Here is a 19,852-nt window from a genome sequence, read left to right as displayed (position 1 = left end):
GACCGGCTCCGGCCCGGACCCGGCTCAGATCCCGGCCCTGACCCGGTGCGGGCCCTGCTCGGACCCCGCTCAGACCCTGGTCACCGACGAGACGGGCATCATGCCGACCGGGTCGTAACGGACCCTGGCCCCCGGGTACGGGGCGTGCAGGACCTGGCCGTTGCCCATGTACATCGCGACATGGCTGGCGTCGCTGCGGTACACCACGAGGTCGCCCGGCCGGGCCTGGGAGAGCGGGATCCGGCGGCCCGCGTACCGCTGCTCCTGCGAAGTGCGCGGCAGGGAGACGCCCGCGTGCGCGTACGCCCACTGCATCAGCCCCGAACAGTCGAAGCTCGAAGGCCCGCTGGCCCCCCACGCGTACGGCCTGCCGAGCGCGCTGCGCGCCGCGGCCACCGCGGCGGCGGCCCGGCCCGACACCGGCAGCGCGCCGAGCACGGGCAGGGTGCCACGGTCCGAGCGCGAGACCTGGTCGTACTGGGCGCGCTGCTGGGCGGGCAGCGAGTCGAGCAGCCTGCGCGCGGTCGCGAGCTTGCCCTCGACGGTGCGCTTGTGGCGGGCGACCTCGGTGCGGCTGCGCCGGAGTTCGGCGAGCCGGTGGGTCGCGTCGGTGCGCCGCTGCGCCAGTTCGCGCTGGGCCTGCTGGACGCGGTGCAGTTCGCCCGCCTGGACATCGCCGATCTGCGCCAGGGCCGCGGCCTTGTCGAGGTACGAGTCGGGGTCCGACGAGAGCAGCAGGGCGAGCGAGGGGTCGATGGCGCCCGCGCGGTACTGGGCGCCCGCGAGCGCCCCCAGCGCCCCGCGCATCCGGTTGACCAGCTGCTGGCTGCGGGCGACGCCGTCCTGTGCGTCGGCGACCTGGCGGCGCAGCTGCTTGGTCTGCTCGCCGGCCTTGTCGTACTGCTGGGTGGCCCGCTCGGCCTGCGCGTACAGGCCGTCGACCTCGCTCTTGGTGGCCGCCGCCGATTCATGCGGCTCGGCGCCGGCCGGTGCGGCCCCGATTCCTGCCGCTGCCGTCGCCAGCGTGGCGGACAGCACAGTGATCCGGGCGCTCCGTGCGAGGCCGGACTGGGTGGCACGGCGATGGGACACCACAGGAGCCGCACTCCTTCCGCTGCTGCGGTCCCTGCCGCCCCGATGGGCGGACCGGTTGCCGGGAACCGCACGCCGGACAGTAGCCGCGCGAACATGCCGCGGCCAAAGACCCCGCCGTGCACACAGAGTGACGCCCCGCCGCAGACCTCAAGGTCACGACGGGGCGGGGAGTCAGCTCACTGCACCGTAATTCGCCCGATCGGGCGGTGTCGGGGGCGCCGTTCTGAACGGGTCCCGACGGGGGCGGATACGAGGGTCAGATACGGACGCCGAACTGGAACGGCATGTCGCCCATCGCCTCGTACCTGACGACCGCACCGGTGTGCGGTGCGTGCAGCACCTGGCCGTTGCCGGCGTAGATGCCGATGTGGTGCATGTCGCCGTAGAAGAGCACCAGGTCGCCCGGCTTGAGGGCGCTCTGCGAGTAGATCCGCTGGCCGGCGTTGGCCTGGGCCTGCGAGGTGCGCGGGATCGTGACGCCTGCCTGCGCGTACGCCCAGGACGTCAGCCCGGAGCAGTCGAAGGAGGCGGGGCCCGTGGCGCCGTACACATACGGCTTGCCGAGCTGGGTCTTGGCCGCGTTGAGCGCCTCGGCGCCGCGGGCGGAGGCCGGCACCGCGTTGCCGAGGTCCGCGCGGTCGCTGGCCCGGTTGGCGCGTGAGTTCTCAGCGGCTATCGAGGCGCGCTCGGCGGCGGTCAGGGTGGAGAGCAGCTGACGCGCGGAGGCGAGCTTGTCCTGGACTTCCTGCTTCTTCTTGCCGAGTTCCTTGCGCGTCGACGCCAGGTCCTTGAGCTTGTCCTGCGCCTCGGCACGCTCCTGGGCGAGGGTGCGCTGCTTGGCCTGGATCTTCTTGACCGCGTCGGCCTGCTGGTCACTCAGCTGGTCCTGCGCGGTGGCCTTGTCGAGGAAGGTGTTCGGGTCGGACGAGAGGAAGAGCTGGACCGACGGGTCGATGCCGCCCGAGCGGTACTGGGCGCTCGCCATCGAACCGAGCTGGCCCCGCAGCTTGTTGAGGTCCTCCTGGCCGCGGGCCACGCTGTCCTGGAGGTCGTCGACCTGCTTCTTCAGCTTGCTCTGCTGGTCCTTGGCACCGTCGTACTTCTGGCTGACCGCGTCCACGTCTTCGTAGAGCTTGTCGACCTTCGCCTTGACCTCGCTCTTGGTCGGCTTGGGGTCTGCGTGCGCGGCCTGAGCGGTCAGGGCCACAGCTGCGGCAGCGGTCGCGGTGAGCACGGTCACACGAGTGCGGCTCGGCTGCTTGGGACGACGGTGGGACGCCACGGGAGGCGAGCTCCTTCTTCCTCAGAGCCGCCGAACACGTTGGGGAACCGTGAAGGCATCGGCGGTTCCTTCGCTGCCACCCCGGATGAGTGATCAACCGCGCGAAGGTTCGAGACCCGACCTTAGTGACCTTCTTGTGATCAGTTCAAATCCTGTTGCCCAAAATCTCAGTCACCAGGTGCATATTTTACAGACATCGCACAGGCAGTAACGGTCACTTGACGCTGTGATGGAGAATCCGCACCGCGAAGTCGGGCATTGGGCACAGCAGTTACTAGACGCGCGAAAGCCTCTTCAGCAACAAGACGGACGCGACGGGCCTGGCGCCCGATCTCGCCACGCCGTCGGCGACCTCACGGTCGGCCGACACGACCACCACAGGACGCCCGGAAGGCTCCGCCCTGACCAGCTGCCGGATCACCTCGTCCGCCGTCACCCCGGGCTTGCTGAACAGCACCCGCACCCCGCGCGGCGGCGCGAGCAGCACCGGCGCCGCCAGTTCGGCCCCGTCGAAGACACAGGTCATCTCGGCGCCGGTCTGCGCGGCGAGCATCGAGAGACCGCCCAGCAGGCGCAGCCGCTGCTTCTCCAGCGGCAGTTGCGGATAGCCGGTCTTGGTGACGTTGTAGCCGTCCACCACCAGATGGGCCTGCGGCAGCGAGAGCAACTGGTCGAGCAGCGCCGGATCGGTGTCGGAAAGCGCCCTGGCCGCGACGTCCTTGGGCGAGAGCGTGCCGGGCTCGACCGCGTCGACGGAGTCGGCGGGGCGCGAGGTCACCGGCGGCAGGGCCAGTTCGCGCCGCAGCCCCTGGGCCGCGTCGAGCACCGTGTCGAGCAGCAGCCGCAGCCGCATGTCCTCGACGGAACGCCCCTCGCGTACGGCGCGCCGGCCGGCCTCGACCGCCGCCTCCGCCTCACCGAGCCTGGCCTTCAGCCGCCGCGACTCGCTCTCCGCAGCGGCCACCCGGGCCGCCGCGTCGGCCCGCGCCGCTTCGATCTCGGAGCCGGAGCGGCGCAGCGCCGCCTCGCCGCGCTTCACATCGCTCTGTGCGCTGCGCAGCTTGCGCTGAAGCGATTCAGCATCCTTGCGGGCCGCGTCCAGCTCCGTACGCAGCCGCTCGTTCTCGGTCCTGGTCTGGGCCCGCGCTTCGGCCAGCTCGGCACGCAGCCGCTCCAGCTCGTGCCGGCCCGCCTCGTCGGCGCGCTCGGCGACCACCCGCAGGGCCTCCTCGCCCGCGGCGGCGACGAGCTTCACCCAGCCGGCCGGACGCAGCACATAGGCAGCGGCCGCCACGTCCACCGGGTCGGCGGCCGCGGGCGGCGAGCCCGCTTCGAGCGCACCGGTCAGCTCGGGCTGGGACTCCTTGAGCCGCTCGCCGATGCGCCGGCGGAAGAGCGCGTCGCCCTCCAGGGCAGCGGCCATCGCGTTGCCCGCGAACTTGGCCCGTCTGGTGGGAGTGAAGCGGGCGTACTGCCTGAGCTGCGCCGGGAGTTCGGGGACGGTCAGCCCGCCGAAGGCGTCGGACACGAGCGCGACGACGCGCCGCCGTACTGCCTCGGGCAGCGGACGGTCGAGCGCCTCCGCGGCGTCACCGGCCGCGTCGGCCGGCTCAGCACCGCTCTCAGCCTCCACCATCCGTCACCCCACTGTCACTCTTCAGGGGGCTCCCTCAGGAGCCGCCACCCGGCCTGTCCACCAGCTCGATCTGGTCCACCGCGTTGCACCAGCGGCAGCGCACCGACTCGATGGTCTCACTGACCACCTCGCGCTCCTCCACCTTGGGCTCACCGGCCAGGTCGAGATGTATGTACTCGACAACCTTCGACGAGCGCGTCACATCGAACCGGGTGAGATTGCCGCAGAGCGTGCAGCGCCACCGGGTGTCGGCGGTCGGCATGGGAACCGTCGTCATACGTGCGTCCTCTTCGTTCGTACTGCCTCGGTCGCGGTGCGCCATCGAACTGCGGATGTACTCCCCGCAACCCTACGGCCTACGGCATACCCCGGGGGCGGACCTGCCGACCGCGGGGAGCCCGGCGAGGCGATCTGCCCGATTGCGTCCGGTTGGGCCATGCTCGGTGAATGTTCACGTGGCGGGACGCGGCCCGACGGAAGACACCGCGACGGCGCGGGGACCCGACCGGCGGGCCTGTGGTGACCTACGGCCTGATCGGCCTCTGCTGCCTCGTCTTCCTGCTGAGCCCGGTCTCGGGGCTCGATCCGGCCTACGGAAAGGGGGACAACCTCCTCGCCGCCCAGAGCGCGTACTTCAACCACTGGGGCGTCGTCCCCACCGAACTGATGAGCGGTACGGCCGGCGCCCTGCTCACCCCGCTCACCGCGCTCTTCATCCACGCCAACTGGCTTCATCTGCTCGGCAACATGCTGTTCCTGTACGTCTTCGGCGCGATGGCCGAGGAGCGCATGGGCCGCGTGCACTTCGCGGTCTTCTATGTGGTGAGCGGCTACATCGCGCTGACCGCGTACGCGCTCACGCACTCCGGCTCCGACCAGACCCTGGTGGGCGCGTCCGGGGCGATCTCGGCGGTGCTCGGCGCGTTCCTGAGCCTCTTCCCCCGGGCCCGGGTGACGAGCATCTTCCCGTTCCTGCTGTTCCTGCCGCTGCGCTTTCCCGCCTGGATCGTGCTGGTCTTCTGGTTCGTCCTGCAGTGGCTGGCGGCCGGCCAGCAGTCGGGAACCGGTCCCGGAGTCGCCTACACCGCGCACCTGGTGGGCTTCTCGCTGGGCTTCGGCTACGCGGCGGTGAGGTACTGGCGTACGACTAGAGTGAAACTCCCAGCGACGGCCACCGAGGGAGAAAGCAAGCCGTGATCACCGCGATCGTGCTCATCAAGACCAGCGTGGACCGGATCCCCGAGATCGCCGAATCCCTCGCCGCCCTGGAGAACATCAGCGAGGTCTACTCCGTCACCGGGACGTACGACCTGATCGCACTGGTCAGGGTCGCCCGCCACGACGATCTGGCGGACATCATCCCCGGCCGGATCAGCAAGATCCCCGGGGTGGAGGCGACGGACACGCATGTGGCGTTCCGTACCTACTCGCAGCACGACCTCGAAGCGGCCTTCGCCATCGGCCTGGACGCGTAACGGCCGCCCTGCCGCGCCGGGGGCCATGTGGCCCCGCCGCGCCGGGCGGCCGTAGTACGTCTCCGTGTCGCCGAGGTACGTCTGCGCGCGACCGAGGTCAGACAGCCGGCACGCAGCGGCCGTCCTCGGTGCGGTAGTTCCAGCGGGCGCCGTCCCGCACCAACTCCTTCACCGCGCCCACGAAGCGCTCCACGTGCTCGTCGGGCGTACCGGCGCCGAAGCTCACCCGTACCGCGTTGAGCGAACGCTCGCCCGGCTCGCCCTCCGGGGCGCCGCACTCCCCCTGGTCCTGCGGGTCGCTGCCGAGCAGGGTCCGTACGAGCGGGTGGGCGCAGAACAGACCGTCGCGGACCCCGATGCCGTACTCGGCGGAGAGCGCGGCGGCGAAGTGCGAGCTGTTCCAGCCGTCCACCACGAACGAGATGACACCGACCCGCGGGGCGTCGTCGCCGAAGAGCGAGAGGACCTGGACGGCCTCCACATCGGCGAGCCCGTCGAGAACCTTGCGGACCAGCGTCTGCTCGCGCGCCACCAGTGAGTCGAAGCCCGCGTCGGTGAGTGCCCGGCAGGCGGACGCGATGGAGTGGACGCCGATGACATTGGGCGATCCGGCCTCGTGGCGGGCGGCCGTGGTGTGCCACTCGACATCCACGCCGCCGTCGGCGCGCCGGGCCACGGTGCGGGAGGCGCCGCCGCCCGCGAGGTACGGCTCGGCGGCGAGCAGCCAGTCGGAGCGGCCCGCGAGGACCCCGGAGCCGAACGGCGCGTACAGCTTGTGGCCGGAGAAGGCCACCCAGTCGACGTCGAGCTCCGCGATGTCCACCGGGTGGTGCGGCGCGAGCTGCGCGGCGTCCAGCACGATGCGGGCCCCGTGGGCGTGGGCGGCGGCCGCCAGCTCCCTGACCGGCCACAGCTCACCGGTCACGTTCGACGCGCCGGTGACACAGACCAGGGCGGGCGCGTCCGGTGTCGTACGGGCGGCCAGCGCGCGGTCCAGTGTCTCGACGGCCTGCTGCGGGGTGCGCGGGGCGTTGAGGTAGGTCACGGCGGCGTCGCGCCAGGGCAGCAGGGATGCGTGGTGCTCGGTCTCGAAGACGAAGACCTCGCAGCCGTCGGGGACCACCGCGGCCAGCAGATTGAGCGAGTCCGTGGTCGAACGGGTGAAGACGACCTGGTCGTCCTGGCGGCAGCCGAGGAACTCCGCGACGGTCGTGCGGCTGTTCTCGAAGAGGTCGGTGGAGAGCTGCGAGAGGTACCCGGCGCCGCGGTGCACGCTGCCGTAGTACGGGGCGTACGCCGCCACGTCGTCCCAGACACGCTGCAGGGCCGGGGCGCTCGCCGCGTAGTCCAGTGCCGCGTAGGTGACCTCGCCACCGGTGACCAGCGGGACCAGGACATCCCTGCCGAGGACGGGAAGGTTCTCGGACGAATCCTGACAAACCGACGGGTTGATGGCAGCGCTGGGGACAGACATGACGAACTCCCGGAAAAAGGCAGGCGAATGCACTGCGCGTGCCACACGCAACAGTGCGGAGAAAGAGGTGCGGAGAAGGGGGCTACTGCCCTATCGCATTCGCTGAACCACGGAAGAACTCCCTCGACGACCAGGATCCCTGTCGAGGGATCCGCGCTTGCCGAGGACTTCGCTGCCCACGGCCTGGTCTTCACCCAGGGCACCCCGCCACGGACGGAGGGTTGCCGGACAGCGGGCTGGGGCCGTAGTCGCTGTCACTCATGACCTGAAGAGAATCCTGCCATACGCATCCTGACGCGCCAAGGCGCAGTCCACAGCATGAGACCGGTTGCCGGCCGCTCACCGGCCGGCCGCTGTGCGACTGCGCCCTGGGGCGTGTCCGCAAAGTCGCGTCGTTGCCCGCAGGGCGGGCGCGCGGCGTCCGGTGCGTTCCCCCAAGCTCTGCGAGCAGGGGGTTCCCCCACTCGGCGTGCCGGGCGGAAGTCCTCGTACTGGACGTACTCGGGCTTTCGCCCGGTGCGGCGAGAGTGCGTGCCGGGCGTCGCACGCCAGACGCGACTTTGCGGACACGCCCCAGGGCCGCCCTCCACAGGAAGGGCTCAGGCGTTGCTGGCGGCGACCCAGCGCTCCAGCGCCCGGGCCGCCGCCCCCGAGTCGATGGCGTCGGCGGCCCGGGCGATCCCGGCGGCGATCCGCTCGTCGAGGGAGCCGGGACCCGGGTCGAGCGCGACCAGCGCGGCCGCCGAGTTGAGCAGGACCGCGTCCCGTACAGGACCGGCCTCACCGGCCAGCAGCCGGCGGGCCACATCCGCGTTGTACGAGGAGTCGCCGCCGCGCAGCGCCTCCACCGGGACCAGACCGATGCCCACGTCACGCGGGTCGAAGGGCTCCTCGCGGACCGCGCCGTCCGCCACCGTCCAGACCCGGGAGGTGGCGGTGGTGGTCAGCTCGTCCAGCCCGTCGTCACCGCGGAACACCAGGGCCGACGAGCCGCGTTCGGCCAGCACACCCGCGACGATGGGCGCCATCCGCGCGTCGGACACACCGGTCGCCTGCGCCCTGACCTTCGCCGGGTTGGTGAGCGGGCCCAGGAAGTTGAAGGTGGTGCGGATGCCCAGCTCCTTGCGGGCCGCGGCCACATAGCGCAGCGCGGGGTGGAACTTGACCGCGAAGCAGTAGGTGATGCCCGCCTCGGCCGCGACCTCGACGACCCGCTCCGGGGTCAGCTGGAGATTGACGCCCAGCTTCTCCAGCACGTCGGACGCGCCGCTCTGCGACGACGCCGCGCGGTTGCCGTGCTTGACGACCTTGGCGCCGGTACCCGCCACGACGATGGAGGACATCGTCGAGATGTTCACGGTGTTGGCGCCGTCGCCCCCGGTGCCGACGATGTCCACGCTCGGGCCCGGCACGTCGATCAGCCTGGCGTGCGCGTACATCGCCCGGACCAGACCGCTGATCTCCGCGACCGTCTCGCCCTTGGCGCGCAGTGCGACCGCAAAGCCGGCGATCTGCGCGTCCGTCGCCTCACCGCTCATGATGCGGTCCATCGCCCAGGCGGTGGCGTCCGCGCTCTGGTCGACGCCGCGGAGCAGGGAGTCGAGGACGCCCGGCCAGGAGTGTGCCGCCACGCTGTCGCCGCCGACCGGGGTCACAACGCTCATGGTCCACTCCTGGGTCCACCGTCGAATAGGGATACGGCCAGCTTATCCAGCTCCCCAGACAGCGAAGAGCCCCGTCCATCGAATGGACGGGGCTCCCGCTGTGGCGACTTTTCAGTCGGTCAGGTGATCAGTGGTGACCGTGGCCGCTGGTGATCTCCTTGTACTCGTCGGCAGTGGGCTTCTCGATCTGGTTGTGCTCGCCGTAGTAGCCCTTGCTCAGCTTGGCGCGGACCCGGGTCAGGCGGGACACCTTGCGCGCGACACCGTTCTCGTCGACCTCGGGGCCGATCTCGAGCGGCCGGTACTGCTCGTGCGCGGTCAGCGTGTGCAGCTGCTCGGGCTTGAGCGGCTCGTGGACCTCGATGAACTCACCGTGCGGCAGCCGCTTGATGACGCCGGACTCGCGCCCGTGCAGCACCTTCTCGCGGTCACGGCGCTGCAGGCCGAGGCACCAGCGCTTGGTGACGATGAACGCGATGACCGGTCCGACGAACATCCCGACCCGGACGAACCAGGTGATCGCGTTGATCGACAGATCGAAGTGCGTGGCCCAGAGGTCGTTGCCGCCACCGACGAGCAGGATCAGATAGAGCGTGATCCAGGCGACGCCGAGACCCGTACGCGTCGGGGCGTTGCGCGGGCGGTCCAGGATGTGGTGCTCGCGCTTGTCCCCGGTGATCCAGGACTCGATGAACGGGTAGACGCCGATACCGACCAGGACCAGCGGGAAGACCACGATCGGGATGAACACACCCAGGACGAGTGTGTGGCCCCAGGCGTTGATCTCCCAGCCCGGCATGATGCGGACGAGCCCCTCGGAGAAGCCCATGTACCAGTCGGGCTGGGCGCCGGTCGACACCTGGTCCGGGCGGTACGGGCCGATCTCCCAGATCGGGTTGATCGAGGCGAGCGCCGCCATGGCCGCGATGACACCGAAGACCAGGAAGAAGAAGCCTCCGGCCTTGGCCATGTAGACCGGCAGCAGCGGCATGCCGACGACGTTCTTGTTGGTCTTGCCGGGCCCCGCGAACTGCGTGTGCTTGTGGTAGAAGACCAGGATCAGGTGGCCGACCAGCAGGCCGAGCATGATGCCCGGCAGCAGCAGTACGTGGACCGAGTAGAACCGCGAGACGAAGTCGCCGCCGGGGAACTCACCGCCGTACAGGAACATCGACAGGTACGAGCCGACGATCGGGATGGAGAGCATGACGCCCTCCATGAACCGCACACCCGTACCGGAGAGCAGGTCGTCCGGGAGGGAGTAGCCGGTGAAGCCGGTGAACATCCCGAGCACCAGCAGCAGGAAGCCGAAGAGCCAGTTGATCTCGCGCGGCTTGCGGAAGGCGCCCGTGAAGAACACGCGCATCATGTGCACCAGCATGCCGGCCAGGAAGACCAGCGCCGCCCAGTGGTGGATCTGCCGGATGAGCAGACCGCCGCGGACCTCCAGGCTGATGTTCACCGTCGAGGCGTACGCCTCGGACATGTGGATGCCCTGGAGCGGCACGTACGGGCCGTCGTAGACGACCTCGTTCATGCTCGGGTGGAAGAACAGCGTCAGATAGACACCCGTGAGGATGATGATGATGAAGGTGTAGAGGCAGATCTCCCCGAGCATGAAGGACCAGTGGTCCGGGAAGATCTTGCGCATGTTGGTCTTGGCCAGGCCGTAGATGCCCAGACGGCCGTCGGCCCAGTCGGCCACCCGCTCGCCGGCGGGCGCCTTGCGCTGTGTATCCGTCACGGTGCTCATCCGCGCTCCCAGAAGGCAGGACCGACGGGCTCTGCGAAGTCGCCGAGCGCTTCGAGATTACCCTCGCCGTTCACACCGATCCGCAGCTGCGGAAGCGGGTGGCCGGCCGGGCCGAAGATGACGCGGGCGCCGTCGGACAGGTCGAAGGTGGACTGGTGGCACGGGCAGAGCACGTGGTGCGTCTGCTGCTCGTACAGGCTGATCGGGCAGCCGACGTGGGTGCAGATCTTCGAGAACGCGACGATGCCGTCGTGGGCCCACTCGCGTTCCTTCTTGTCCTTGATGTTGTCCGGCTGGATGCGGACGATCATCAGGGCGGCCTTGGCGATCTGCGTCTGGAAGTCCTCGTCGGACTCCGAGAGACCCTGCGGCATGGCGAACGTCAGCGAACCGACGGCCACGTCCTCGGGACGCAGCGGCTGGTTGGTGTTCATGTTGATGAGCACCTTGCCGCGCGCCCACAGCGTCTTGCGCAGCTTCTTCTCCGGCAGCGGACCGAGGTCGCGCAGCAGCATCACACCGGCGAGCGGCACCATGGCCATGGCGCCGAACATCGTGGTGCGGATCAGCTTGCGGCGGCCGAAGCCGGACTCGGCGGCACCTGCCGCGAAGTCCGCCAGGACCTGCGCCTTGACCTCGGCCGGGGCCTCGATCGGGTGGCGGTCGGCCGGCATCTCGACGTCCGACATCAGCGTGCGGGCCCAGTGGACCGCGCCGGCGCCGATCGTGAAGAGCGCCACGCCCAGGGTCAGCCCCAGGGAGAAGTTGAGCGCGCTCACGTGCCCGAACGGGAAGACAAAGATGATCTTGTCGACGGGGAAGATCACATAGGACGCGATGAACCCGATCGTCGCCAGCATCGAGAGCGTGAACAGGAAGGCGACCACGCGCTCGGAGCGCTTGGCTGCCCGCTCGTCGATGTCCTGGATACGCGGCTTGTGGGCCGGCAGTCCCGGGTCCGCGAACGGGTCGTCCGCGGTCTCCACCGCGCCGTGCGCGGTCTCCTGCTCACTCGGCAGGTTCTCTTCGGAATTCTCTTGGCTACTCATGACTTCTTGGCCTTAGCGGTGTGGGCCGCGACCCAGATGGCAACTGCGATCAGCGCACCGAGTCCGAAGATCCAGCCGAACAGACCCTCACTGACCGGACCGAGGCCGCCCAGCTTGAGGCCGCCCTCGCTGGCGGAGTTGTCGCCGTTGACGGTCTTGATGTACGCGATGATGTTCTGCTTCTGCTTCTCCGGCATCGTGGTGTCGGGGAAGTTCGGCATGGACTGCGGGCCGGTCTGCATGGCCTCGTAGATGTGTTTGGGGCTCACGCCCTCGAGGCTCGGGGCGAACTTGCCGTGCGTCAGGGCACCGCCCTCGCCGGTGAAGTTGTGGCACTGGGCGCAGTTGGTACGGAAGAGGTCGCCACCGGCCGCGGTGTCGGCACCCTTGTCGCTGTACTGCTTCGAGGTCGGCTTGATGGGTCCGGCACCGAGGGAGGCCACGTACGCGGCGAGCTGGTCGATCTGCCCCTGCGAGTAGATGACCTTCTTCTTCGGCACCTGCGCGCCGGGCTGCTGGGCGGGCATACGGCCGGTGCCGACCTGGAAGTCCACGGCGGCTGAGCCGACGCCGACCAGGCTGGGGCCGTCGGACGAGCCCTGGCCGCCCATTCCGTGGCAGCTTGCGCAGCCCACGGAGAAGAGCTTCTTGCCCTCACTGATGGCGAGGGACTGGGAGGTGTCGTCGGCCTGCGCCTTGCCCGCGGGAGCGAACGCGGCGTACAGCCCCCCGGTGGCCGCCAGCGCGAGGAGTAGGACGACGACCGCCGCCAACGGGTGGCGTCGTCGTGCGGAGAGCTTTTTCACGGATTACCCCGGTGTCAGGATCTTCTGCGTCGGTGCTTGCTGGATGAGTGGGGCGTCGGGCCCGATTACTTGATCAGGTAGATCGTCGCGAAGAGGCCGATCCACACGACATCGACGAAGTGCCAGTAATAGGACACGACGATGGCTGCGGTCGCCTGCTGGTGCGTGAATCTCTTGGCCGCGTATGTCCTGCCGAGAACGAACAGGAAGGCGATCAGGCCGCCTGTCACATGCAAGCCGTGGAAGCCAGTGGTCAGGTAGAACACCGAGCCGTACGGGTCGGAGGAGAGCGATAGGCCGTCCTCCTTCACCAGGCTGGTGTACTCGAAGATCTGGCCTCCGATGAAGATCGCACCCATCACGAACGTGATCGAGAACCACGAGCGCAACTTCTTCACATCGCCACGCTCGGCGGCAAAGACGCCGAGCTGGCATGTGAGGGAGGAGAGCACAAGGATCGTGGTGTTCGTCGCCGAGAAAGGAACGTTCAGCGAGGACGCCATATCCTTCCAGTGCTCGGGACCCGTCACCGATCGCAGGGTGAAGTACATCGCGAAGAGGGCCGCGAAGAACATCAGCTCGGAACTCAACCAGATGATGGTTCCGACGCTGGTGAGGTTCGGCCGATTGACCGACGGGTGCGCGTGCCCGGTTTCTACTGTCGTTGCTGTCGCCACGACCGACATTATGTCGGTCGCTTATCCCGCCCTCACCCTGGGGGGTGCTGTTCGGTGTGTCAGCGGCTCGTGTCCAGCTCGAACAGCCCATCGCGAGGCAGTCCGTAACGGTGTTGACGGGGTGTCGGACGGAGTAGCATCCGCGCCAAGGTCCAAGCCCAACGGGCCCCGCGGGCCCCGCAGATCCCGAAGATCCCGAAGACACAGCCGTCACGGAGGAACAATGCAGCCGAGCGCCACGGTCCTGGTCTACAGCGACGACGCGAATACCCGGGAACAGGTACGGCTCGCGGCGGGTCGCAGGCCGGCCGCGGACGTGCCGCCGGTGCAGTACCTGGAGTGCGCGACGCTCGACGCGGTCCTCAGCGCCCTGGACAGGGGCGGGATCGACGCCTGTGTGCTGGACGGCGAGTCGGTCCCCGCGGGCGGTATGGGCGTCTGCCGGCAGATCAAGGACGAGGTGTTCCGCTGCCCGCCCGTGCTGCTGCTGATCGGCCGTCCGCAGGACGCCTGGCTGGCCACCTGGAGCCGCGCGGACGCGGCGGTGACCCTTCCGGTGGAACCGGTGGAGTTCGCGGGCGCACTGGCCGCCCTGGTGCGCGACCGGCTCGCGGCGGGCACCGTCTCCACGGGGGCCTGACGGGTCCTGGGCAGGGGTCCAGGACCCTCCCCCGTGGAGAGACGGCGCCGGCTGCGGCTCAGAGCGCAGCGGGCCGCAGCCGGGCCGTCTGCGCGGGTGCCTCCGTGTTCTGCTTTCCGCCCGTCAGCGCGCTGCCCTTGGCCCACTTGGCCCAGGACAGGTTCCAGTCGCCGTAGCCGTTGTCGAACGGGGTCATGGTGTCGCCGTCGCTGCCGACCACCGAGACGATGTCGCCCTGGCGCACGTGGTTGAAGAACCACTCGGCGTTGCCGGTGCTCATGCCGGTGCAGCCGTGGCTGGTGTTGGCGGATCCCTGTGACCCCTCGGACCAGGGCGCGGCGTGCACGTACTCACCGCTGAGTGTGACCTGTGTCGCGTAGTAGACCGGCAGGTCGTACGAGTCGGAGCTGCCGGCGGCTATCCCGATGCTGGAACTGGTCATCCGTACGAAGTACGTCTTGCCCAGCACGACCTTGACGCCGTTACGGGTGGAGAAGCCGGGCTTGCCGGTCGTCACCGGGATGGTGTTGATCACGTGCCCGTCGCGCTTGACCGTCATCTCGTGCGCCGAGGCGTCGGTTATCGCCTCCAGGCGGTCCCCGGTCTTCAGCTTGAGCGGCTTGGCTGTGCCGCCGTAGAGCTTGCCGCTGACCTTTATGCCGTTGAGGTTGGAGTGCACGTTGATGGTGGCGTGCGCGGGCCAGTACTCCTTCGGCCGGTAGTGCAGCGTCTTGCTGTCCACCCAGTACCAGGCGCCTTCGACGGAGGGCACCGAGTCCACCTTGAGGGCCCGCTCGACCTGGGCCCTGGCCGCCTTGTCCTTGACCGGGGCGCTGAGTTGGGCGGTGACGGGCTGGCCGACTCCGTACTCGCCCGCCTTGGGGCCGAAGGTGACGTTCAGCCGGTGGGAGGCCGGCGCGGTGTCGAACTGCATGGTCCGGCTGCCGGGGGCGCCGTCGTCGTCCTCGGTGGCGACGCGGACCGTGTAGTGCACTCCTGCGGCCAGCGGAGCTGTGCTGTGCCACCTGCTGCCGTCGGCGGCGAGTTCACCCGCCAGCTGGCGTCCTGTGCTGTCGGTGGCCGTCACATCGGTGATGCGGCCGTCGTCGTCCTTGGAGGTGACTTCGAGGGGCTTGTCGGGGTCGGCCTTGCCGTCGCTCTTGAGGCCGTTGAAGGATATCGAATCGGCCGCGTTGAACGGCGGGGCCGAGAGCGGATTCTTGCCGGAACTGCCGCACGCGGTCGCCGCTGCCCCAAGGGACACGACCAGCAGCGTGCAGCTCAGGACCGTACGGATTCGAGGTGCATGGCTCATATGCACACGTTAAGAAGATCCCCCGGTAACGGCACGCCGGATGACTGCAAATGAGGAGGCCCGGACACCTGATCGGCGTCCGGGCCTCCCCGTTCGGTCCAGCGGTGGGGCGCGGCCCCTACTGGTTCTGGTTCTCTCCGCGGTAGAACTCGAAGACCCAGCCCCAGAGGCCGACCACGACGAGCGGTGCCGAGAAGTACAGCAGCCACCAGCCCATGGCGATGGCGAGGAAGGCGAGGGCGCCGCCGACGGCGAGCGAGATCGGCTGCCAGCTGTGCGGGGCGAAGAAGCCCACTTCACCGGCGTCGTCCGCGACGTCGGCCTCCTTGTTGTCCATCGCGCCGGCGTCGATCCGCCTGGCCGTGAAGGCCAGGTAGAAGCCGATCATGATGCTCAGCCCGAAGGCCATGAAGAGGGCCGTCGTTCCGGCTGCCTCCTTCGACCACACGCCGTAGACGACCGCCACGGCGAGGATGAAGACGGCCAGCCAGATGAACATCTTGCCTTGGACCTTCACTTGCCTGCCTCCTTGCCACCGGACAGGACCTTGTCACCGGCGCCGTGGTTCTCGAGCTGGTCGAGAGCCGCGATCTCCGGGTGGTGCAGGTCGAACGCCGGGGATTCGGAGCGGATCCTCGGGAGGGTCGTGAAGTTGTGCCGGGGCGGCGGGCAGGAGGTCGCCCATTCGAGCGAGCGGCCGTAGCCCCACGGGTCGTCGACCTCGACCTTCTTGCCGTACTTGGCGGTCTTCCAGACGTTGTAGAAGAACGGCAGGATCGACAGGCCCAGCAGGAAGGAGCTGATGGTCGAGATGGTGTTCAGCGTGGTGAAGCCGTCAGCGGCGAGGTAGTCCGCGTACCGCCGCGGCATGCCCTCGACACCCAGCCAGTGCTGCACCAGGAACGTGCCGTGGAAGCCCACGAACAGCGTCCAGAAGGTGATCTTGCCGAGCCGCTCGTCCAGCATCTTGCCGGTGAACTTCGGCCACCAGAAGTGGAATCCGGAGAACATCGCGAAGACCACCGTGCCGAAGATGACGTAGTGGAAGTGCGCGACCACGAAGTACGAGTCGGAGACGTGGAAGTCCATCGGGGGCGAGGCCAGGATGACGCCGGTCAGACCACCGAAGGTGAAGGTGATCAAGAAGCCGACGGCCCAGAGCATCGGTGTCTCGAAGGACAGCGACCCCTTCCACATGGTGCCGATCCAGTTGAAGAACTTCACACCGGTCGGTACCGCGATCAGGAAGGTCATGAAGGAGAAGAACGGCAGGAGCACACCGCCGGTGACGTACATGTGGTGGGCCCACACCGTCACGGAGAGACCGGCGATGGAAATCGTCGCCGCGACCAGGCCGATGTATCCGAACATCGGCTTTCTGGAGAACACTGGAATCACTTCGGAAATAATTCCGAAGAATGGCAACGCGATGATGTACACCTCTGGATGGCCGAAGAACCAGAAGAGGTGTTGCCATAGGAGCGCGCCGCCATTTGACGCATCGAATACATGAGCGCCGAACTTGCGGTCCGCCTCCAGCGCGAAGAGTGCGGCGGCGAGGACCGGGAAGGCCAGCAGGACCAGCACACCGGTCAGCAGGACGTTCCACACGAAGATCGGCATACGGAACATCGTCATGCCAGGGGCGCGCATGCAGATGATCGTGGTGATGAAGTTGACCGAGCCGAGGATCGTGCCGAAGCCGGAGAAGGCCAGACCCATGATCCACATGTCGGCGCCGACACCCGGCGACCGGACGGCGTCCGACAGCGGGGAGTAGGCGAACCAGCCGAAGTCGGCCGCGCCCTGCGGGGTGATGAAGCCACCGACCGCGATGAGCGAGCCGAAGAGGTACAGCCAGTACGCGAACATGTTCAGCCGCGGGAACGCCACATCGGGCGCCCCGATCTGCAGCGGCATGATCCAGTTCGCGAATCCGGCGAAGAGCGGCGTCGCGAACATCAGCAGCATGATCGTGCCGTGCATCGTGAACGCCTGGTTGAACTGCTCGTTCGACACGATCTGCGTACCCGGACGGGCCAGCTCGGCGCGCATGACGAGCGCCAGCACACCGCCGATGCAGAAGAAGGCGAACGATGTGACCAGATACATCGTGCCGATCGTCTTGTGATCAGTGGTGGTCATCCACTTGATGACGATGTTTCCCGGCTCTTTGCGCCGTACCGGCAGCTCGCTCTCGTAGGAGTCGTCTGCTGCGGCGGCACCCTGAGGTTCGTTGAGGATGCTCACAGGTTGTTCGTCTCCGCGTTCTTGGCGTGGCCAGTCTGCGCGATCCCGGCGGGGATGTAGCCGTTCTGGTGCTTGGCCGCCAGGTCCTTGAGGTGCTGCTTGTAGCGCTCCGGGGAGACGACCTTCACATTGAAGAGCATCCGGGAGTGGTCTACGCCGCACAGCTCAGCGCACTTGCCCAGGAAGGTGCCTTCCTGGTTGGGGGTCACCTCGAAGGAGTTGGTGTGGCCCGGAACGACGTCCATCTTCATGAGGAACGGCACCACCCAGAAGTCATGGATGACGTCGCGCGACGTGAGAACGAAGCGGACCTTCTCGCCCTTGGGGAGCCAGAGGGTCGGCCCCGGGTTGCCGGTCTGCGGGTTCCGGGAGGCCGGCGTACCGACGTCATAGACGCCTTCGGCTCCCTTGGGGAATTCCTTGGTGAAGCGGTCCGGGATATCGGACAGCTCTGTGGTCTTCGCCGCGTTGCCCGTGGACGGGTTGCCGTCCACGTCCTCCACGTAGTTGAAGCCCCAGCTCCACTGGAAGCCGACCACGTTGATGGTGTGGGCGGGCTTCGAGGAGAGGGTGAGGAGCTTCGACTCATCGCGCGCGGTGAAGTAGAAGAGCACCGAGACGATGATCAGAGGAACCACGGTGTACAACGCCTCGATCGGCATGTTGTACCGGGTCTGCGGAGGTACCTCCACCTTGGTCCGGCTACGCCGGTGGAAGATGACACTCCAGATGATCAGCCCCCACACCAGCACGCCCGTGGCGAGCGCTGCCGCCCACGAGCCCTGCCAGAGGGAGAGGATCCGAGGTGCCTCTTCCGTTACCGGGGTGGGCATACCAAGGCGGGGGAAATCCTTGTACGAGCAACCGGTAGCGGTCACAAGGATCAGGCCCGCAGTCAGCACCTGCGGCAGCTTCCGCCGCATCGGGCGCCGCGACGAGCGGTCGGAGCCGTTGGGACTCACGTAGCGCCTTCCCGAGAGTCTCGCCCGTGCGGCCGGCTGCGGCCGCATCGAGGTCGGTCGCCGGTCCTGCTCCGGGCAGGGGTTTGGATGTTTATGCGGACCAAACCCTACTGGAGGCCATTTGGGGCCGCGCGGGGAGGGTGCCCAACGCGCCGTCCGACACCCCGAAGGGGTGGAATCCCGGCTTCCGGCCGGGATCTGACGAACCCTCCCCGACGGGGCCGCCCCGGCCACCGGTGACCGGCGGCTAGCGTGGCCGCCGTGTCCTACTTCGATGCCGCGTCCTCCGCACCCCTGCACCCCGTCGCACGTCAGGCCCTGCAAGCCTCCCTTGACGAGGGCTGGGCCGACCCGGCCCGGCTGTACCGGGAGGGGAGGCGGGCGCGGCTGCTGCTCGACGCGGCTCGCGAGGCCGCGGCCGACGCGGTCGGGTGCCGCCCGGACGAGCTCGTGTTCACCTCCTCCGGCACCCGTGCGGTGCACTCCGGAATTGCCGGAGCACTTTCTGGCCGTCGGCGTGTCGGAAGCCATCTGGTGGTGTCGTCGGTCGAACACTCTTCGGTCCTCCATTCGGCCGCCGCCCATGAGGCGGGGGGCGGTTCGGTGACCGAGGTGCCGGTCGGGCGGACCGGAGCGGTGGACTCCGGCGCGTACGCGGCCGCGCTGACCCCGGGGACGGCGCTGGCCTGTCTGCAGTCCGCCAACCACGAGACCGGCACCGAGCAGCCGGTCGCCGAAGCCGCCGCCGCGTGCCGGGCCGCCGGGGTGCCGCTGCTGGTGGATGCCGCCCAGTCGCTGGGGTGGGGGCCGGTCGACGGGGACTGGTCGCTGCTCGCCGCCAGCGCCCACAAGTGGGGCGGGCCCGCCGGGGTGGGACTGCTCGCCGTACGGAAGGGTGTGAGGTTCGTCCCCCAAGGCCCGGCGGACGAACGGGAGTCAGGGCGCGCGGCCGGTTTCGAGAACGTACCGGCGATCGTGGCCGCAGCGACCTCGCTGCGGGCCGTACGGGCCGAGGCCGCGGCCGAGGCGGTGCGGCTGCGCGGTCTGGTGGACCGGATCAGGGCCTCGGTGGGCGAGCTGGTGCCCGATGTCGAGGTGGTCGGCGACCCGGTGCGGCGGCTGCCGCATCTGGTGACGTTCTCCTGTCTCTATGTCGACGGGGAGACTCTGCTGCACGAGTTGGATGTGGCCGGTTTCTCCGTGTCGTCCGGTTCGTCCTGCACCAGCAGCACGCTGACGCCCAGTCATGTGCTGCGGGCGATGGGGGTGCTCTCGGAGGGCAACGTCCGCGTGTCGCTGCCGCTCGGTGTGGCGGATGCGGAGGTCGACCGGTTCCTCGAGGTGCTGCCCGGGGTGGTCGGCTCCGTACGGGAGCGGCTGGGCGCGGGGACCGGGCCGGTGGCGGCGTCCCGGGGCCGGGGGGCGAAGGCAGAGGCGGAGGCAGGCGCGGGCGCGGAGCCGGAGGGGGCGACGACGGCGGAGCCCGCGGCGCCCGGTTCCGCGGCGCCCGGCTCAGCGGCGGAGCTCGTCGTGGACGCGCTCGGGAAGCGGTGCCCCATCCCGGTGATCGAGCTCGCCAAGGTGATCGGTGATGTGCCGGTGGGCGGGGCGGTGACGGTGCTCTCGGACGACGAGGCCGCACGCCTCGACGTACCGGCGTGGTGCGAGATGCGGGGGCAGGGGTACGAGGGGGCGCACCCGGTCGACGGGGGTACCGCCTTCCGGGTGCGCCGCGTGTCGTGATCCGGTCCACCGGGGCGCCCCGGTACGGCCG

The 19,852-nt window shown here is 68.9% G+C and carries 18 protein-coding genes and 1 riboswitch; of the genes, 4 read left to right on the top strand and 14 right to left on the bottom strand.

All coding sequences use genetic code 11. The annotated features are described in order from the left end of the window. Window positions 1-69: 69 nt before the first annotated feature. From OG510_RS28475 to OG510_RS28460, 4 genes are all read right to left on the bottom strand, one after another. Window positions 70-1,095: an NlpC/P60 family protein gene (locus tag OG510_RS28475; RefSeq protein ID WP_406140582.1), complete on the bottom strand. Its 1,026-nt coding sequence runs from the start codon at window positions 1,093-1,095 to the stop codon at window positions 70-72. Between the two features lie 256 nt (window positions 1,096-1,351). Next, complete coding sequence (locus OG510_RS28470; RefSeq protein WP_406140580.1) at window positions 1,352-2,377, bottom strand: NlpC/P60 family protein; 1,026 nt, start codon at window positions 2,375-2,377, stop codon at window positions 1,352-1,354. Window positions 2,378-2,651: 274 nt separating this feature from the next. Further along, window positions 2,652-4,013, bottom strand: a complete 1,362-nt coding sequence (locus OG510_RS28465; protein WP_406140578.1) for an NYN domain-containing protein — start codon at window positions 4,011-4,013, stop codon at window positions 2,652-2,654. Window positions 4,014-4,047: 34 nt separating this feature from the next. Continuing rightward, window positions 4,048-4,290: a hypothetical protein gene (locus OG510_RS28460; RefSeq protein WP_164264249.1), complete on the bottom strand. Its 243-nt coding sequence runs from the start codon at window positions 4,288-4,290 to the stop codon at window positions 4,048-4,050. A 170-nt stretch (window positions 4,291-4,460) separates the two neighbouring features. Between OG510_RS28460 and OG510_RS28455 the strand changes: the two genes are divergently transcribed. Together OG510_RS28455 and OG510_RS28450 are read left to right on the top strand one after the other, a co-directional pair. After that, the gene (locus OG510_RS28455) at window positions 4,461-5,210 is read left to right on the top strand and encodes a rhomboid family intramembrane serine protease (protein ID WP_406140576.1); all 750 of its coding nucleotides are present in this window, start codon (window positions 4,461-4,463) and stop codon (window positions 5,208-5,210) included. Beyond that, window positions 5,207-5,488 carry an Lrp/AsnC ligand binding domain-containing protein gene (locus OG510_RS28450; protein WP_164264247.1) on the top strand — a complete coding sequence of 94 codons (282 nt, stop codon included), beginning with the start codon at window positions 5,207-5,209 and terminating at the stop codon, window positions 5,486-5,488. Before OG510_RS28455 ends, OG510_RS28450 begins: the two co-directional genes overlap by 4 nt. Window positions 5,489-5,585: 97 nt before the next feature. Here OG510_RS28450 and OG510_RS28445 read toward each other — a convergent pair whose 3' ends face one another. From OG510_RS28445 to OG510_RS28420, 6 genes are all read right to left on the bottom strand, one after another. After that, complete coding sequence (locus OG510_RS28445; RefSeq protein WP_406140575.1) at window positions 5,586-6,962, bottom strand: aminotransferase class V-fold PLP-dependent enzyme; 1,377 nt, start codon at window positions 6,960-6,962, stop codon at window positions 5,586-5,588. A 148-nt stretch (window positions 6,963-7,110) separates the two neighbouring features. After that, window positions 7,111-7,228, bottom strand: a riboswitch (SAM riboswitch). A gap of 333 nt (window positions 7,229-7,561) precedes the next feature. Next, window positions 7,562-8,626, bottom strand: coding sequence for an anthranilate phosphoribosyltransferase (gene trpD, locus OG510_RS28440; protein ID WP_406140573.1), 1,065 nt, complete (start codon window positions 8,624-8,626; stop codon window positions 7,562-7,564). Between the two features lie 127 nt (window positions 8,627-8,753). After that, window positions 8,754-10,379: a cytochrome bc complex cytochrome b subunit gene (locus OG510_RS28435; protein WP_406140571.1), complete on the bottom strand. Its 1,626-nt coding sequence runs from the start codon at window positions 10,377-10,379 to the stop codon at window positions 8,754-8,756. Next, window positions 10,376-11,428, bottom strand: coding sequence for a Rieske 2Fe-2S domain-containing protein (locus tag OG510_RS28430; protein WP_406140570.1), 1,053 nt, complete (start codon window positions 11,426-11,428; stop codon window positions 10,376-10,378). Before OG510_RS28430 ends, OG510_RS28435 begins: the two co-directional genes overlap by 4 nt. Further along, entirely contained in the window at window positions 11,425-12,234 is an 810-nt protein-coding gene (locus tag OG510_RS28425; RefSeq protein ID WP_164264242.1) for a c-type cytochrome, read from the bottom strand. Before OG510_RS28425 ends, OG510_RS28430 begins: the two co-directional genes overlap by 4 nt. A gap of 65 nt (window positions 12,235-12,299) precedes the next feature. Continuing rightward, a complete protein-coding gene (locus OG510_RS28420; protein ID WP_164264241.1) occupies window positions 12,300-12,920 on the bottom strand; it encodes a heme-copper oxidase subunit III in 621 nt (206 codons plus the stop codon). A gap of 214 nt (window positions 12,921-13,134) precedes the next feature. Here OG510_RS28420 and OG510_RS28415 point away from each other — a divergent pair, with 214 nt between their 5' ends. After that, window positions 13,135-13,551: a hypothetical protein gene (locus OG510_RS28415; RefSeq protein ID WP_406140569.1), complete on the top strand. Its 417-nt coding sequence runs from the start codon at window positions 13,135-13,137 to the stop codon at window positions 13,549-13,551. Between the two features lie 58 nt (window positions 13,552-13,609). Here OG510_RS28415 and OG510_RS28410 read toward each other — a convergent pair whose 3' ends face one another. The 4 genes from OG510_RS28410 to coxB form a co-directional block, all read right to left on the bottom strand. Further along, window positions 13,610-14,866, bottom strand: coding sequence for an Ig-like domain-containing protein (locus OG510_RS28410; protein ID WP_406140567.1), 1,257 nt, complete (start codon window positions 14,864-14,866; stop codon window positions 13,610-13,612). 118 nt (window positions 14,867-14,984) lie between these two features. After that, on the bottom strand, window positions 14,985-15,383 hold the full coding sequence (locus OG510_RS28405; protein WP_266857821.1) for a cytochrome c oxidase subunit 4: 399 nt from the start codon (window positions 15,381-15,383) through the stop codon (window positions 14,985-14,987). Continuing rightward, window positions 15,380-17,116 (bottom strand): cytochrome c oxidase subunit I, encoded by a 1,737-nt coding sequence (gene ctaD, locus OG510_RS28400; protein WP_164264237.1) that lies wholly within the window; start codon window positions 17,114-17,116, stop codon window positions 15,380-15,382. Before ctaD ends, OG510_RS28405 begins: the two co-directional genes overlap by 4 nt. After that, the gene (gene coxB, locus OG510_RS28395) at window positions 17,113-18,078 is read right to left on the bottom strand and encodes a cytochrome c oxidase subunit II (RefSeq protein ID WP_164264236.1); all 966 of its coding nucleotides are present in this window, start codon (window positions 18,076-18,078) and stop codon (window positions 17,113-17,115) included. Before coxB ends, ctaD begins: the two co-directional genes overlap by 4 nt. A gap of 261 nt (window positions 18,079-18,339) precedes the next feature. Here coxB and OG510_RS28390 point away from each other — a divergent pair, with 261 nt between their 5' ends. Beyond that, window positions 18,340-19,821, top strand: a complete 1,482-nt coding sequence (locus tag OG510_RS28390) for a cysteine desulfurase/sulfurtransferase TusA family protein (RefSeq protein ID WP_406140565.1) — start codon at window positions 18,340-18,342, stop codon at window positions 19,819-19,821. Window positions 19,822-19,852 lie beyond the last annotated feature (31 nt).

Origin of the sequence: Streptomyces sp. NBC_01089 (assembly GCF_045162975.1) — a bacterium.
GTDB lineage: Bacteria > Actinomycetota > Actinomycetes > Streptomycetales > Streptomycetaceae > Streptomyces.
This window is presented reverse-complemented; position numbering and strand designations above follow the sequence as displayed.

What these genes read in the sequence shown, in the direction of transcription:
- OG510_RS28460 (WP_164264249.1), bottom strand. Translation starts at nt 4,290, where the DNA reads ATGACGACGGTTCCCATGCCGACCGCCGACACCCGGTGGCGCTGCACG.
- OG510_RS28465 (WP_406140578.1), bottom strand. Translation starts at nt 4,013, where the DNA reads ATGGTGGAGGCTGAGAGCGGTGCTGAGCCGGCCGACGCGGCCGGTGAC.
- OG510_RS28420 (WP_164264241.1), bottom strand. Translation starts at nt 12,920, where the DNA reads ATGTCGGTCGTGGCGACAGCAACGACAGTAGAAACCGGGCACGCGCAC.
- trpD (WP_406140573.1), bottom strand. Translation starts at nt 8,626, where the DNA reads ATGAGCGTTGTGACCCCGGTCGGCGGCGACAGCGTGGCGGCACACTCC.
- OG510_RS28410 (WP_406140567.1), bottom strand. Translation starts at nt 14,866, where the DNA reads ATGAGCCATGCACCTCGAATCCGTACGGTCCTGAGCTGCACGCTGCTG.
- OG510_RS28430 (WP_406140570.1), bottom strand. Translation starts at nt 11,428, where the DNA reads ATGAGTAGCCAAGAGAATTCCGAAGAGAACCTGCCGAGTGAGCAGGAG.
- OG510_RS28455 (WP_406140576.1), top strand. Translation starts at nt 4,461, where the DNA reads ATGTTCACGTGGCGGGACGCGGCCCGACGGAAGACACCGCGACGGCGC.
- OG510_RS28435 (WP_406140571.1), bottom strand. Translation starts at nt 10,379, where the DNA reads ATGAGCACCGTGACGGATACACAGCGCAAGGCGCCCGCCGGCGAGCGG.
- OG510_RS28415 (WP_406140569.1), top strand. Translation starts at nt 13,135, where the DNA reads ATGCAGCCGAGCGCCACGGTCCTGGTCTACAGCGACGACGCGAATACC.
- OG510_RS28445 (WP_406140575.1), bottom strand. Translation starts at nt 6,962, where the DNA reads ATGTCTGTCCCCAGCGCTGCCATCAACCCGTCGGTTTGTCAGGATTCG.